Source organism: Streptomyces sp. NPDC033966, assembly GCF_055575955.1.
Map to the genome: position 1 here is coordinate 82,042 of NZ_JBVIRQ010000001.1, position 14,731 is coordinate 96,772.

The following is a 14,731-nucleotide window of genomic DNA, read 5'->3' on the forward strand; positions in this document are numbered from 1 at the left end:
ATTGATGCTCTTGCGTGCGTACGGAGCTGGCTGGCGGATTTCAACGGCACTGATGGCACTGTCATGCCCTGAACTGCGCAAACGTCGATTTTCAATGGCACTTTTGACGGCACTGCAACGGCACTTCAACGGCACTGATTTCGTGATCACTTGTCGTCCCACCGATCGTCGGTGGGCGCTTGCAGGGCCACGTTGAGGTACGAGTAGACGTTGTTCGACGACTTGCGGACGATCTGGAATCGGTCCTTCAGCTCTCGGCCGAGCTGCCGCGACGGCAGCGGATCCTCGCCCTCGGCGCGGCACCAGCGTTCGTACGCCGTGCGGAACACCTCGGTGACGGTGCGGACTTGGGTGCCGCCGCCGACGTGGCACGCCTCCTCCAGGAACCGGGCCAGCGCGTCCTCTTCGGCCGCGTACTGTGCGGTTGCCGCGGTGACGGACGCCGGGTCCTGGAGGCCGTCACGGAAGACCTCGACCGCGCCGGCGACGACCCAGGCGAGGATTCCCGGGCCTTCCTCGGATACAAGGAACAGCTCCAGGTCTTCGATGACCTTGTCCGGCGTGCGGGTGAAGGGCATGAGCCGCAGGCGCCGCCAGAAGCTCTTCCCGCCGGCGCTGACTCGTGGCTGGTGGTTGCCCATCAGCCACAGCTTGTGGGTGGGCTCGAAGGTGAAGTGATCTTGGCGCATGAACCGCGCGGTGAGGCCGTCGCCGCCGGTGAGTTCCTTCACCTTGGCCTCGTCGAACTTGGCTTCCTGGTTGACCTCGGACGCGATGACGAGCCGCAGTCCGTGGAGCCGGGCGATCTCGGTCTCGTGGCGTTGGGCGCCGGCCATGAGAAAGGCGTTCGGTGCGGTCGCCGCGTAGTCGCCGAGGACGGCGCGGAGGACGTTGAGGAACACGCCCTTGCCGTTGCCGCCGGGCCCGTGAAGGAACGGCAGGATGTGCCAGCGCACCGACCCAGAAGCCGAGTAGCCGGCCATCCGCTGGACATAGCCCTTCAGTTCCTCGTCGTCGCCGAAGGTCTGGGCGAGAAAGCTGTTCCATCGCGGCGTCGGCATATCGAAGTCCGGCGCCACCCGGGTTGCGCGCGTGTGCATCTCGACCGGGTCTGGCGGACTGAGCTGGCCGGTGACCAGGTCGATCGCACCTGCCGGGGTGTTGAGGAGCATTCGGTGCGCGTCGAGCTGGCCCGCGTGGACCACGATGCGCGGATCGGTCTGCGCCATGGTGACCATGGCGGAGATCCCGGCCGTGGAGAGGCTGCGCACGCGGTGCTTGGCCTCGCCTTCGCCGCTGGGGAGGTCTCGGGCAATCGCGCGGGCCATCTCGCGCACCGCCCCGGCCTCGTCCCAGGCCCAGCGGTGCCCGTCCCAGTGCAGCCACCGGCCGCGTTGCGGCACGTACCGCAGTTCGCCCTCGTGGAGGTCGACGAGCCGGAGGGCGTTCCCGTCGTCGGTCCGCGAGTAGTTGTCCGGCCCGGCTTCGGCGGTGGGGTGTGCAACCACGTTGAGCGCCGCAGTCCCGTCCACGGGTGAGCTTGGGCTTGGCACCGCGGTGAGGTGGCGCACAGGCTCGGGGCCGCGCTCGCCGTAGCCGAGGCGGCGGAGCTCCTTCGCGGCCGCGCTGTGGTCGCCGCCGTTGTTCAGGAGCGCGTACGCGCCGAACTTGGTGTACGGGCGCTCGGCGATGAACTCCGTCGAGGTCGTGAACACATACAGCCGGTCCCGATCGAGCGCCCTCCCAGTTGTCGCGGAGGGTTCCCGGCCGTCCTTACCGGGGCGCTGCCAGTACGAGGTCGCCCCCGAGACGAACATCAGCTTCCAGCCGTGCGGAGCGAGGATGTCCTTCCACGTGGCGCGCTGCTCGAAGTCATCGCCAGGGGAGAGGCTGCCTGTTTCTTCGGCCGTGTGGTCACCGCCGAAGAGAAACGCGGTCGCCTCGTCGAGCCGCATCGAGGCCGGGGCGACCGTGGCTTCGTCCGGAGGGATGCTGTCGAGCATCCGGCACACCGTGTGCAGCGCCGCGTGTTCGTCTGCGGTGATGGTCGGCAGGGTGGCCGGGCCCCCGGCAAGGAGCTCGTACGGCTTGCCTGTGCTGTGCACGGGCCCATGTGATGGCGCGGTGACGACGAAGCCGCCTTCACCCCGGGTCTCGATGAGGCCCCGCAGGATCTTCTTGTTCGGATGCCGGGTGAGGAGCTCGCGCTCGGCCTCGGTGAGCTCGTCCTCGCGGGCGAGTCGGCTCGCCAGCTTCGTGTTGCCCGGAGCGCCGCCGTCCACGAGGTAGTGGAGGTGAAGGCCGCCGGAGGGGCTGCGCTCCAGCCAGCCGTTGGCAATGCGGGCCCACAGATCGGACATCCCGGAGTTGGCGATGATCTCGACGAGCTGGGCGAGCACGCCCTCGTCGACCGCGCGCCCCTCCAGCTCCAGCATCTCCAGACCGCCGGACACGGCGCCGCAAACGATACCCAGTCCGGGGTGCCCCTCCGAGAACCAGTGGTAGACCTGCTGCTCGGTGGCTCGCTGGGTCTGCGCGGTCTTCCAGCTGCCGCGCGGATGCTTCGAGCCGTCCGCTCGCACGGCGACTACCGAGCAGCCGGCCGCGTGCAGCGCGAGCGCCGCGGCGAGCATGTCGGGTGCGGTGTCGCTCAACATCGGCTCCTTGCGTGGTGCGGGCCTGGTGCAGCGCCTCGGGCGGGAGTCGATCCCGCGGCGTCGCGCCGGGGCCGAGGCGGGGTGGTCCGTCCAGGGCTGCGGAGCGAGGGGAGGTCGCGCAGCCCCGGACGGCGTTGAGGGGCTAGAACGGCGGGGGCGCCGCAGCAGCGGCCGCCTGCATGGCCTGCTGCTGGACGATGAGCGCTGCGGTGGCCGGGTTGGCCATCGCCGCCTGAATCTGCTCGGCGGTCAGCCCGGGAACCTGCGGCGCGGCGGGCACCGGCTGCTGCGTAGCCGCCGGGTCCGGTGCGTGGAGCTCCGCAGCCGCGGCCGGCGTGTACGCGGCGCTGTACAGCTTCGGCGGGTTCTTCTTCGGGTTGGTCTGCTCGCCGTTCGCGGAGTAGGTCACGGTGAGGACACCGCCGACCTCCAGGCCCTTTCCGCCGGCCTGGCGTACCGCATTGGCAACTGCCGTCTTGAGGTTGGCCTTGACGAAGAGGCGCCGGATTCCGTCGTCTTCGGGGATCTCCGGGTCCCGCTCTGCGGTGGCGAGGGTGACGACCAGCTGCATGCGCGGCTTGCCGTCGTCCCAGAACAGCAGCTTGTCGTCGTCGTAGTCGCGCTGCTGCTCCACGGTGGGCTTCACCGTGATCTGCCCGGTCACCGTGTGTCCGAGCGCGGGGAACTTGGCGGAGGGTGCGCCGGCCCCGCCCATGAGGAACTCGTCGGCTTCGGGTGCCTGATAGGGCATGGTCATGCTGTGCTCCTATGCGATGAGGGCTACGAGGGAGGCGCCCGGGTGAGGGGACTGCGTGCCAGGACACCCCTGGGAGAGGTCCGTGCTTCCGGGCAGGAGCCACGGGCAGAAGCGGCAGGTGGCCGCGGGGTCCGTGGGGATCTGGTGCCAGTGCTCCGCCGCGGCCTCCGGGTCGAGGTCGTAGAGCCGCTGATGGATCCGGTCGAGCCGGGCGAGCGCGTCGAGTGCGACCTGCGGGTCGTAGGGCTCGGACCACACGTGCACGCGGAGCTCGTGGTGTCTGGCGATGAAGGTGACCGCGACGCGGACGGGACGGTGTCCAGCGTTTTCTTGACCGAGGCCGTACAGGTGGGCCTGGATCCGGTACTTGCCGCCGGGACCCTGCCGCCGGTACTTGTCGTGAGAGCTGACGCCGACGAGCTTCCAGTCGTTGTTGAGCAGGGCGAGCCGGTCGAAGAGGTCAGCCGACCCGGTCAGCGTCCCGGCCGGGGTGTGGCCCTCGCGGACCGTGACACGCTCCTCGATCCGGTAGCGGGGCCGACCGTCTGGGAGCTTGGTCTGCCGGATTGTGAACTTCTCGGCCATCCACATGTGGAAACCGGTGCCGATAATCGCGGCGATGGGGTCCCGGTTGCTGTTGGTCTCGGGCCAGTCGAGGATCTTGTAGGAGAGCTGCCTCTCGCACGGCTCGCCGACCTCGCTCGGACCGATGGCCCGTTGCAGGGACCGCGAGCTGTTGGTGTCCGCGTCGATGATGAACTGGCCGATGTGCTCCGCCAGGACGGTGCTGTACTCGTCGTTCCCCGTGGCGATCACAGCGCGGCCCCGTGGTTGTGGGGCTTGTCGGTCCGTCGCTGCTGCCAGCGCTCGCCGGAGCGGACCGCGTCGCTGTTCAGGCCGAGCAGGTCATCGAGCCTGGACTGGAGGGTCGCGATGCGGTGGTCGCGTTCGGCGATCACTCGCCGGTACTCGCGACAGGCGACGAGGAGCCGGGCCCGACGCCGGTCTAGGCGCGCGGCGGCCACATCGGTGCTGCGCGCGGCGCGATACGCCTCCGCGTAGGCCCCTGCGCGGGAGGCGAGCCGGTTGTAGGTGGTGCGGCGGATGAACATCACGCGGCCCTCCGGTGCTGCGTCGGCAGCGGGTGGGCGTGGAGGTGCGCACGGGTCCGGGCGAACGAGGGGTGTTTGATCTCGACCGCGCCGCGGGTCGGCGTGGCCCTCACCGGAAACTGGACGCAGATGCTCGCGTCAAACGGGGGCTGGTTCGGGATGCCGATAGGCCCTGTGGTCACGGTGTACCTCGCTTCTCTGATTGGTGAGGTGTGCCTGGGGCTTCTCGGATCTGGCCGTCCGGGCTGCCCCGTTCGGCGTCAGGCGCCGCGGTTGCGCCTCTGGGAGGGGCGAATAGCGCGCAGGCTGGCGGCGGGAGTTGCCGTGCTGGTGGGCGCGGCGTCGGCCTGGGTCAGCGCAGGCTCGACCGTGGTCGGCATGACGCTGCAAAGGGCCTGGATGATGGCGAGTTCGCACTCGCAGAAGACGGCGGCCTCGCCGATTCGCTGATGCGGCAGGCTGCTGATGTGGTCACGCAGCCACCCCTCCTTGCAGCCGAGCTTGTCGGCGGCCTCGGGGTACCTGTAGTTCCGCACGGTGGTGCACTGGCAGTACTCGCGCCGGGCGGTTACAGCCGCTGCGCGGACCTGGAGGGCCCGGCTCATGCCGGGACCTGCCCGGCCTCCGGCGCCCCGACGACGAGGTCGTCAAGGCTGATCTCGTACGCGTTTCCCAGAGCGACGAGCGTCGCTACGGTCGGCGTGGTCTCACCGGCGACGAGCCGAGTAATGGTCGATGCCTGGACTCCAGCGCGCTTCGCGATGGCGTTGCTGGTGCGGTCGCCGGCCTCCTCAGCCTTCTCGTTGAGGACATCCGTGCGGAGGCGAAGCCTGGGCGACACGGCCCCTCCCTTCAACTAGGGCTTGCATGCACACGACTGGCACGCATGCAAAACATAGAGGGCTGGCTTGCATGCACGCAAGTCTCCCCATCGGGGATTCCGGCATGAATATCTCGTGTTCGACTCATGCGAACGCCCGTTATCACCAGCTGCGATGGCAGAAAGGCGTGCCGACCTGGGAGGATGCACGCATGCAAGCACTCGCGGTCTGCTCGCATGCGCGCTAGCCTCCGCTTCATGCGGAGCATGGAAACCACCCGAGAGACGGTGGCGCAGCGATTCGGCGCCCTCGTCCGCAGGCTCGCGTCACGCGCGGGCTACGACCTGACCCCCGGTGCTGGCGGCCGATCACAGCTGGCCAAGGAGGTCGGCATGAGCCCATCGGCCATCGGCCGGATGCTGGACGGCAAGACCCTCCCCATGCCGAACCAGTACGAGGCTCTCGCCAAGGCCCTGGACGTTGACGTCCGGGAGCTATTGGTTGAAAGCACAGTCATTTCTGAGTCAGCCTGGCCAAAAGAGGGGGCCACAGATGTACGCTCAGCTACCTTGCAGACACAGCCGCTCTCCCCGGAAGCGGCAGCCGACGCATGGGGAATCAAGGACCCCATGATCCGCAGAATGCTCATCAGCAACATCGAGCAGGCCATTCGTCTACAGCGTGAAGCAGAGTCAGACGCGGCGTCCGCGGGGGCCGTAGGCGCAAATTAGGGGGCCGCACGCATGACGGGTAGAACCACCATCGCCGCACTCTCCGGAATGGCCGCCGGCGTCGCCCTCACTCTGGCGACCACCGATGGCCTTGGAGACAACGGCGTAGGTGGCGTCACGCTATTGATCTCAGAGCGACTCTTCCCGATGGTCGCCGTTACCGTCACCGCCATGGTTGCGCTCAAGCGGTGGATGAACGGCCACGATGTCCGCAATCGAGAGGCGCTCGCCGACCTGACGGAGGCTCGCCGCCGCCTCGAAGAGGAACACGGGAGCCGACTTCGTGGACTCGCCGAGCGCGAAGCAGCGCTGAATCGTTCCGCAAACACCTGGGACACCATCCTCGTCGGCCTGGCCCGACGGCTCGACGAGGCGGAGTCCGCATACCAGGACGAACAGTACCTGCGAGGCGAACTCCAGCAGGACTACGACGAACTTGCGGCAGATCACAACCAGCTGATTCAGCAGGTCATGCAGGAACGTGCAGATGCCTTCAACCGACGCACCACACCCGTGTCCGCCGACCCCACCGCTAGCCGCGCCAGCAAGGCAGCGTGCGGCGGCTCCCCCCTCAGCCTCATCCGCCTCCACGCGCGCGGCCAGTCCCCCCTGCCCCAGCACGAGCACAGCCGCGCCACCGAGGGTGTCGGCGACGCCGGATAACCCTCCCGCAGGACGATGGGCCCCAGCCAACCCGACGGGGCCCTTCGCATGTCCGCGGGCAGTCACATGGCCACGCCCTGGCCGTCCTCCGTCGCCGCCCGCCTCACGGCGGGGTTGAGCCCGCACTTCCGCAGCGCCTCCGCCTTCGCGTCTTCGAAGACGCCGAGAACGGCCCCAAGGACCAGGCCCCGGGCGTACGCCACGGTTTCGCCGTTCGGCTGCCACTCCGCGTATGGAACGCCGACCGCGGTGACGTATTCGTCCTCCCAGTCCCAGACCCAGCGCTGCCGCGGTTCGCGGTCTTCCGGCCGGAGAACGCGCTCGGTGCCGTCGGGCGCGTACGCGACTGGGCCGATGCTCCAGACGTTTGCGCGCAGCGCCATTTCGTCGCGGACCGTCTCCAGACCTCCGGGGACCATGCGGGTCCACCAGGCCGGGGAGCACGTCGCCACTGGTACCGCCTCGCCGCCGCGGTCCTCGGCCCACTGCCGGGCCAGGGCCTGGGCGTCCGCCTCGCTCCAGAAGCCTTCGGAGTGATCGTCCAGCGCGACGGCGTATACCCAGCGCCCGGTGTCCTTCGGCTGCGTCGGCACGGTCACGGCGCCGGCGTTCGGTGCCGTGATCCCCATGATCCGGTCGAGGGTGATGAGGGCGGCCTCGTGCGCGGTTTCCAGGAGGTGGCCGTACTGGTCGCTGGTGGTCTTGATCGACTCGTGGCCCAAGCGGCGCTGGACGTACGTCAGGGAGTGCCGGTCCGACAGCAGCGCGGCCACGTGCGAGTGCCGCACGTCGTGGAAGGTCGGCATCTTCCACTCGGGGAGCACCCCGCGCTTCTTGGCCTCGGCGACGGCCGCCATCCACCGGTCGTAGAACGTCGAGTACGGGAGCCTGTTCCCCTTGCCGTCGTGGAAGATCAGGTCGTCCTTGGCCAGTCGCCCGAGGCCGTGCTCCTGAAGCTCCAGCCACAGGCCGGCGCTGATCTCCACGGTCCGCCGCCCTGCCTTCGTCTTCGGCGGGCCGAGGAACCAGGGCTCCCCCGGAGCCCGCTTCCAAGCCCGGGTGACTCGCACGGCGAACCTGCCGGGTTGCGGGCTACGGGCGTGCTTCGCCGCAAGCGCGGTCAGTTCACCCCAGCGCATGCCGGTCCCATAGGCAGTGCGGACGAGCATGCGATCACTGGCACGGGGGAAGCAGGCGATCAGGCCGGCGATCTCCTCCGGGGTCATGAACTCCATGACATCGGTCGCCACGTCGTCGTCCACGCCCCAGTCGTCGCCGCCGGGAAGCTCGCTGAGCTTGCAGGGGTTGCGGTCCCTCAGCGGCGGCTCCGCGTTCACGGCTTCCTGAAGGATCATCGACAGAAGGCCGTGGTACAGGCGCACTGTGCCCGGGGACATGTCTTTGATCTTCGCGCCGCGCTTGACCTGCGTCTGGCTCATCTCGTTGAGCCACGCGCCGATGGTCGCCTTGCTGAAATGCTTGATCGACCGGATGTCGCAGTGGCCGAAGGTGGGGAAGATGTACATCTCCAGCGCGCGCAGGCGGCCCTTCTTGTACTTCTTGCTCCCGCGGCGGTTCTTGATGATCTCGGGGCCGTAGCGGTCGAACCGGTACTTCAGCTCGTCGTCGTCGGCGTCGGGTTCGATGTACCCCTTGCCCTTGATCCAGCCGGGCGGCCAGCTCTGCCGGGCCTCCTCCACGGCTGTCTTGAAGACCTTCGCCGAGTCCTCATCGTCGAAGCGCTCGGTCTGCCATTCGCCGGACTCTCGCCACTTCACTTGGTAGCTGGTGACTTCGCCGGCCTTGTTCTTACGCGGAACAACGCTCGCCATGGCGGGAGACTAGCCCCGGTGTTCCCAATCTGTTCCCACTGCTGCAAAAGATTCGGCCAGATTTTGGACCTTCGACCAGGTCAGAGACTAGATATAGGAAGACGGCCGGAGCCCCCGCACAGTAGGCTCCGGCCGTCGGTCTGTGACCGTACGAGTCGGTCAGATGTCGAGGCCCGTGAGGACCAGGACGCGCTCGTACGTGTAGTCGTCCATCGCGTAGCGGACGCCCTCGCGGCCCACGCCGGACTGCTTGACGCCGCCGTACGGCATCTGGTCGGCGCGGTAGGACGGCGCGTCGCCGATGATCACACCGCCGACCTCGAGCTCGCGGTGGGCGCGGAAGGCGACCTGGACGTCACGGGTGAAGACGCCGGTCTGCAGGCCGAACTTCGATTCGTTGACGGCGGCGAAGGCCTCGTCGGTGTTCTCGACCTTCGTCAGGGTCAGGACCGGTCCGAAGACCTCCTCGGTGGCGAGCTTCACGCCGGCCGGGACGTCCGCGAGGACGGTCGGCTCGACCGTGGCGCCGTCGCGCTTGCCGCCCGTGAGCAGCTTGGCGCCGGCGGAGACGGCCTCGTCCACCCAGGACTCGACGCGCTTGGCGGCGTCCTCGGAGACCAGCGGGCCGACGTCGGTGGCGTCGTCGGAGGGGTCGCCGGTGACCTGGGCCTGGACCTTCGCGACGACCTTCTCGACGAGCCGGTCGTAGACCGAGGCGTCGGCGATCACGCGCTGCACGGAGATGCAGGACTGGCCGGCCTGGTAGTTCGAGAAGGTCGCGATACGGGTCGCGGCCCAGTCGAGGTCGGCGTCGGAGGACCAGTCGGCGAGGACCACGGCCGCGGCGTTGCCGCCGAGCTCCAGGGTGCAGTGCTTGTGGGGCACCGACTGCTGGATGGCGTAGCCGACGGTGTCGGAGCCGGTGAAGGAGATGACCGGGAGGCGGTCGTCCTTGACCAGGGCCGGCATCTTGTCGTTGGCGACGGGCAGCACGGACCAGGAGCCGGCCGGCAGGTCGGTCTCGGCGAGCAGCTCGCCCAGGATCAGGCCGGAGAGCGGGGTGGCGGGGGCCGGCTTCAGGATGATCGGCGCGCCGACGGCGATGGCCGGGGCCACCTTGTGGGCGCACAGGTTCAGCGGGAAGTTGAACGGCGCGATGCCGAGGACCGGGCCCTTGACGAAGCGGCGGGTCAGGGCCAGGCGGCCGACGCCACCGGCGTCGGTGTCCAGGCGCTGGGCCTCTCCGCCGTTGAAGCGGCGGGCCTCTTCGGCGGCGAAGCGGAACACGGACACCGCACGGCCGACCTCACCTCGGGCCCACTTGACCGGCTTGCCGTTCTCAGCGGAGATCAGCTGCGCGATCTCCTCGGTGCGCTCGGCGAGCCGCTTGGACACGTGGTCCAGGGCGGCGGCACGTACGTGGGCGGGGGTCGCGGAGAACTCTGCCGTCACGGCGTACGCCGCGGCCACGGCCTCTTCGACCTGGGCGTCGGTGGGCACGCTGACGGTGCCGACCAGCCGTCCGTCCCACGGGTTGTGGACGTCGAAGCTGTCCTCGCCGGTGGCCTGGCGGCCGGCGAGCCAGAAGGCGTGGGTGGAAGTCATGCGAATCCCGGCCCTTCGGTTTGTGCGGTGGTCTTGTCTCCACCAAGGTAGGACGCCGCCGGGCTTTCGGTGTTTAGCCGCCTTGGAGAACCTCCGCGCAGACCTGCGCCGCTTTGTCACTGTCGCGGCCGCCGCGTGCAGGTGCGCCGCCGGCGCTTTCCGGCCACGCCGTCGTCTGAGCCGCGGGCGCGGCAGCGCCGCGGGGTGAGCCGCGCCCGGCGCTTGAGGGCGGGAACGGGGGAAGGGCGGGGACGGGACGGCTCCCGCGCGGCGGCACACCGCCGCAGAGGACCACCGGCCCCTGCCGGGGGGCCGACGGACGGAGTCCGGCGCAGCGGGCCGGAGCCCGGGAGGCGCCCCGGCGCCGAGCGGCGCGAGGAGCGCGTCAAGAGGGTGCCGGGCTGGCCTTCAGCGCGAGCCACAGCTCCATGCGGACGTCCGGGTCGTCGAGGGAGCGGCCGAGGATCTCCTCGACGCGCTTCATCCGGTAGCGCAGCGTGTGGCGGTGTACGCCGAGGTCGGCGGCGGCGGCGTCCCACTGGCCGTGGCGGGAGAGCCATGCCTGGAGGGAGGCCACCAGGTCGCCGCGGCCGGTCGCGTCGTGCTCCCGCAGGGCCCGCAGGGTGCCGTCCGCGAAGGCGCGTACGGCGTCGTCGGCGAGCAGCGGCAGGACCGACCCCGCCGCGAGGTCCTCGTGCTCGACCAGGGCCCGGCCCCGCCGCCGGGCCACGGCGAGGGCCTGGTCGGCCTGCTTGAAGGCGGCCGCCACCCCCGCCGGGCCGGCCGCCGCCGACAGGCCGACCACCAGTTCGTCGGGCTCCGGCCCGGACGCCTCCCGGCCGCGCCGGGACTCCAGGGCCTCCGCATGGTCCGCGCACGCCTGCACCGCCGAGCCCCCGTCGGCGGCCAGCACCACCAGCCGGCCCGGCTCCGGGACCACCAGCAGCGTCTCCCCGGTCCGCGCCGCCGCCGACTCCACCGCGTCGGCCAGCAGCGCCAGCCCCTCCGGCTGGGCCGTGCCCGGCAGCGCCGGCTCGGCGACGACGATCCGGAACGGCGCCTCCAGCAGCGCCCCGTACAGGTCCCCGGCCACGGCCCGGGCGTGCTCGTGCTCCCCCTCCAGCAGCATCCGCAGCACGGCCGCGCCCAGCCGGGTCTCCGCGTCGTGCAGCGAGCGGGAGCGCTCGGTGGTCAGGGTCAGCAGCGCGACGGCGGAGTGCACCGCGTACCGCTCGGCGGTGCCCAGCGGGGCCGCCGTCCCGACCGCGAGGGCGCCCCGGGCCCGCCGCCCGGTGCCGAGGGACTGGAGCTCGACCCGGTCCTCGGCACCGCCCACCACGGCGCTGGCCGGTGCGGGCCGCTCCCGCAGCCGCTCCACGTCGGGGGTGAGCCGGGCGGCCCGGCGCGCCGCCCAGTCGGGGGCGGCGGCCACGACGGCGCCGGAGGTGTCGTACAGCGCGGCCCAGCCGTGCACGTGGGCCGCCAGCTTCGCCAGCAGGTCGGCCGGACCGTCGGCGGAGAGCGCGGCCCGGGTCAGCTCCCGCTGCGCCTCGAAGCCCGCGGTCACGGCCCGGTACTGGTCGGCGGCCAGGGCGGCGGAGACGGCCTTGCTGATGGCGAGGAACGGGGTCCGCCGGGGCACCTCCAGCAGCGGCAGGTCCTCCTCGCGGGCGGCCTGGAGCAGCGCTTCGGGGATGGCCTCGTAGTTGACCCCGACGGCGAAGCCGATGCCGACGACCCCGGCGGCGGCCAGCCGGCGTACGTAGCGGCGCATCTCCTCGGGGTCGTCCGCGTCCAGCTTCATCGCGGTGACGAGCAGCAGCTCGCCGCCCTCCATGTACGGGACGGGGTCGGCGAGCTCGCTGACGTGGGCCCAGCGCACCGGGGTGTCGAGGCGGTTCTCCCCGGCCCGGACGGTGAGCTTCAGCGCCGAGTGCTGGACGAGCGAGGCGAGGGTGAGCGGCATCGGTTTCCAGACGGGGAGGGCGGGGGGAGGGGGCCCGGCACGGGTTTTCGCCATGTCGTATGAACGGCCCCTTTCGATTCTGCCACCCCGTACGGGTCCGCTCAGCCGGTTCCCGACAGCCGGAGCAGCAGCGGAGCGGCCCGCTCCCCCCGGACGGAGGTCAGCGACAGCACCGCGCAGCCGGGCGGCACGGCGTGCGCCAGCTCGGAGGCGGACCAGCGCTCGCGCTCGACCTGGCGCACGGTGACGGCGTCGGTGGTCACGGCCTTGCCGGTGACCAGCTTGCGGAAGGCGTGGATGGCCCGGGTGAGCGGCTGGTCGGCGAAGACCGTCCGGTGGGTGACGTCCCGGGTCTCGACCCACTCGGTGCCCCAGGCCTCGGCGAAGCGCTGCCCGTCCCACGTGGTGACCCCGGAGAAGGCCATCCGGCAGCCGACCGCGCCCAGCAGCGGCGTGCGCAGGGGCTCCGGTACGTCGTCCAGGGTGCGCAGGGTCAGCAGCACGCCGGCGTTGGCCGAGCGCAGCCGCTGCACGCCCCGGACGGTCTCCGGGGTCAGGGTGTGCGAGGCGTCGTCGAGGGCGAGGAAGGCGAACAGAGAGCGGTCGGCGCGGGCCGCGGCGGCGGCGTTGAACTGGGCGAGGAGCAGCCGGGCCAGCATCCGGGAGGCGTCGGCGTGCGCGCGCTCGGGGAGGTCGACGCGGACCCGGACGGGGTGTTCGAGGGCGCGCAGCGAGAAGGGGCGCCCGCGCCGGTCGGAGCCGCCGACGACCGCCCCCACGTCGAAGAAGCCGCTGAACGCCGGCCGGTCGAGCAGGGCGGCGCGGTCGGCGAGGGCCGGGCCGGGGTCGCCCGGGGCCCCCTGCTGGCGCAGGCGCGCGTCGAGCTCGCGGAGCATGGCCTGCCGCCCGGTGCCCTCCAGTGCCTGGCGGAGCGCGGTGAGGGCGGAGGGCACCCCGTCGAGGAGTTCGCGCAGTTCGGGTACGGCGGGGAAGCGGCCGTACGCCTCGCGGAAGGGGCCGATCAGCTGGGCGAGGGTGGTCGCGGCCCGGCGTACGTCGATGCCGGGGACGTCTCCGACGAAGGCCTCGGCGAGGAGGCCGGCGGCCTCGTCGGGGTCGGCGGTGCCGCCGTAGAGGTCGAGGTCGTGGACGGAGGCGGGGTCGCCGACGCGCACGACGATGTCGTAGGCGTCGTCGGGGCCGAGCTGGGAGCCGGCCGCGCCGACGGCGACGACGGCGGTCTGTCCGGCCAGCGCCTGGAGCGCGAGCGATTCGACGACGGGCCGCACGAGGCGGGCCGTCTTGCCGGTGCCGGAGGGGCCGACGGCCAGCAGGGAGGTCCCGAGCACCCCGGGGTCCAGGGCGAGCCCGGTGCCGCGGCGGGCGTAGGGGTTGCGCTCCCCGTCCTCGACGGTGCCGAGCAGCACCTGCCGGGTGAGCAGGTCGTGCCGGGCGGCGCGGACCGGCAGGTCGCGGTCGCCGGAGGGGTGCACGCAGGCGCCTGCGCCCCTGTCCCGTACGGCGTCGTCGAAGGCCCGCAGCCGGGTCGGGTCGGCCCGGACGGACTCCCAGGCCCGCCGGATCCGCGCGAAGTCCACATCGTTCATCCGCCCACCCCCGGCCTCGGCCGCGAGCCGCGCGGCGGCCCCACCCAGTCCCGCCGCGCGCACGTCCGGCCAGTCGGCGGGGTCGGCGGACGAGCCTGGCTCGACCGTGTGTGGTTCGGCGGACCGGGATCCCCGGAGCGCCGGTGTGGCGGTGGCCGCAGATCGGTGCAGCGCGGGCCACAGGAAGGCGAGCGCGATCAGTACGGTGATGACCGTGTCCGCCTGGGCCATGGTGGACTCGTTGCCGTTCACGTCCCCGGGGACGAGGGGCAGGAACGGGTACACGACGAGCCTGACCGGCAGCGACAGCTCCGCCACCAGCCAGAGGGTGATCAGGCAGGCGCCTGCAGCCACCCCCGCCTGAAGCATCCGGCCGCGCGCGACGACCACACGCCGCCACGCCGTCGCCCAGGCACCCAGGCGCCCGAAGCCGTAGAGCAGAGCGGCGTCGAAGAGGAGCTCGTAGAGCGGCTGGGCCACCTCACCGCCGGTCCCCTTGACGGGTGCGCCGGTGAACGGGGCCCACCATTCGTCAGGCGTGAGCTTCAGCGGCGCGCTCCAGTACGGGAGGTAGCCGTTGCGCATCACCGACCAGACGAGCACGCAGGCCATGGCGGAAAGGGCGGCGCCGCGGAGCAGGGACCGGTCGGATCCCTCCTCGGGCTCCTTCTCGGCACGCGGCACGTGCCCGAAGCGCCACACCCCGGGATCGGCGGTCGGCCGCGCGGTGCGCAGCCAGTCCGTGAAGGGGGCTCCGACGGCCGGCGCGTGCTGCGGCTTCGGCGGGGTCCCGAGGGGCGGCGGCGGGCCCGCCGGCCGGGGGACGTGACCCTCTCGGGTCGACTGTCCGTCGTACGTGCCCTCGCTGTTCATGAAACCCCTGCCCCCTGCCCGTGCCAACGCGCCGCGGCGCTCAATCTAGTGCCCGGCCAGGCCCTCCGCCCCGCACCCCGCGCTGATCCGCGGGCGACGCACCGCTT

12 protein-coding genes are annotated in these 14,731 nt (G+C 71.3%); 2 read left to right on the forward strand and 10 right to left on the reverse strand.

Annotation, left to right across the window (positions count from 1 at the left end):
• Positions 1-146: 146 nt before the first annotated feature.
• The 6 genes from ACZ518_RS00410 to ACZ518_RS00435 all read right to left on the reverse strand — a co-directional run bounded on the left by ACZ518_RS00410 (position 147) and on the right by ACZ518_RS00435 (position 5,367).
• Positions 147-2,633, reverse strand: coding sequence for a phage/plasmid primase, P4 family (locus ACZ518_RS00410; protein WP_469110839.1), 2,487 nt, complete (start codon positions 2,631-2,633; stop codon positions 147-149).
• Positions 2,634-2,799: 166 nt separating this feature from the next.
• A complete protein-coding gene (locus ACZ518_RS00415) occupies positions 2,800-3,414 on the reverse strand; it encodes a hypothetical protein (RefSeq protein WP_469110840.1) in 615 nt (204 codons plus the stop codon).
• Positions 3,415-3,423: 9 nt separating this feature from the next.
• Positions 3,424-4,230, reverse strand: coding sequence for a hypothetical protein (locus ACZ518_RS00420; protein ID WP_469110841.1), 807 nt, complete (start codon positions 4,228-4,230; stop codon positions 3,424-3,426).
• Complete coding sequence (locus tag ACZ518_RS00425; RefSeq protein ID WP_469110842.1) at positions 4,227-4,529, reverse strand: hypothetical protein; 303 nt, start codon at positions 4,527-4,529, stop codon at positions 4,227-4,229. Before ACZ518_RS00425 ends, ACZ518_RS00420 begins: the two co-directional genes overlap by 4 nt.
• A gap of 257 nt (positions 4,530-4,786) precedes the next feature.
• The gene (locus ACZ518_RS00430) at positions 4,787-5,062 is read right to left on the reverse strand and encodes a hypothetical protein (protein WP_469110843.1); all 276 of its coding nucleotides are present in this window, start codon (positions 5,060-5,062) and stop codon (positions 4,787-4,789) included.
• Positions 5,063-5,127: 65 nt separating this feature from the next.
• Positions 5,128-5,367, reverse strand: a complete 240-nt coding sequence (locus ACZ518_RS00435) for a helix-turn-helix domain-containing protein (RefSeq protein WP_469110844.1) — start codon at positions 5,365-5,367, stop codon at positions 5,128-5,130.
• 237 nt (positions 5,368-5,604) lie between these two features.
• Here ACZ518_RS00435 and ACZ518_RS00440 point away from each other — a divergent pair, with 237 nt between their 5' ends.
• The gene (locus tag ACZ518_RS00440; RefSeq protein ID WP_469110845.1) at positions 5,605-6,078 is read left to right on the forward strand and encodes a helix-turn-helix domain-containing protein; all 474 of its coding nucleotides are present in this window, start codon (positions 5,605-5,607) and stop codon (positions 6,076-6,078) included.
• Between the two features lie 12 nt (positions 6,079-6,090).
• The gene (locus tag ACZ518_RS00445) at positions 6,091-6,741 is read left to right on the forward strand and encodes a hypothetical protein (protein ID WP_469110846.1); all 651 of its coding nucleotides are present in this window, start codon (positions 6,091-6,093) and stop codon (positions 6,739-6,741) included.
• Between the two features lie 62 nt (positions 6,742-6,803).
• On the opposite strand, the gene ACZ518_RS00450 is transcribed toward ACZ518_RS00445, so the two are convergent.
• The 4 genes from ACZ518_RS00450 to ACZ518_RS00465 form a co-directional block, all read right to left on the reverse strand.
• On the reverse strand, positions 6,804-8,573 hold the full coding sequence (locus tag ACZ518_RS00450) for a tyrosine-type recombinase/integrase (RefSeq protein ID WP_469110847.1): 1,770 nt from the start codon (positions 8,571-8,573) through the stop codon (positions 6,804-6,806).
• A gap of 159 nt (positions 8,574-8,732) precedes the next feature.
• Entirely contained in the window at positions 8,733-10,178 is a 1,446-nt protein-coding gene (locus ACZ518_RS00455) for an aldehyde dehydrogenase family protein (protein ID WP_469110848.1), read from the reverse strand.
• Positions 10,179-10,563: 385 nt separating this feature from the next.
• Positions 10,564-12,144 (reverse strand): PucR family transcriptional regulator, encoded by a 1,581-nt coding sequence (locus ACZ518_RS00460; RefSeq protein WP_469110849.1) that lies wholly within the window; start codon positions 12,142-12,144, stop codon positions 10,564-10,566.
• Positions 12,145-12,245: 101 nt separating this feature from the next.
• On the reverse strand, positions 12,246-14,624 hold the full coding sequence (locus ACZ518_RS00465; RefSeq protein ID WP_469110850.1) for an ATP/GTP-binding protein: 2,379 nt from the start codon (positions 14,622-14,624) through the stop codon (positions 12,246-12,248).
• Between the last annotated feature and the right edge of the window lie 107 nt (positions 14,625-14,731).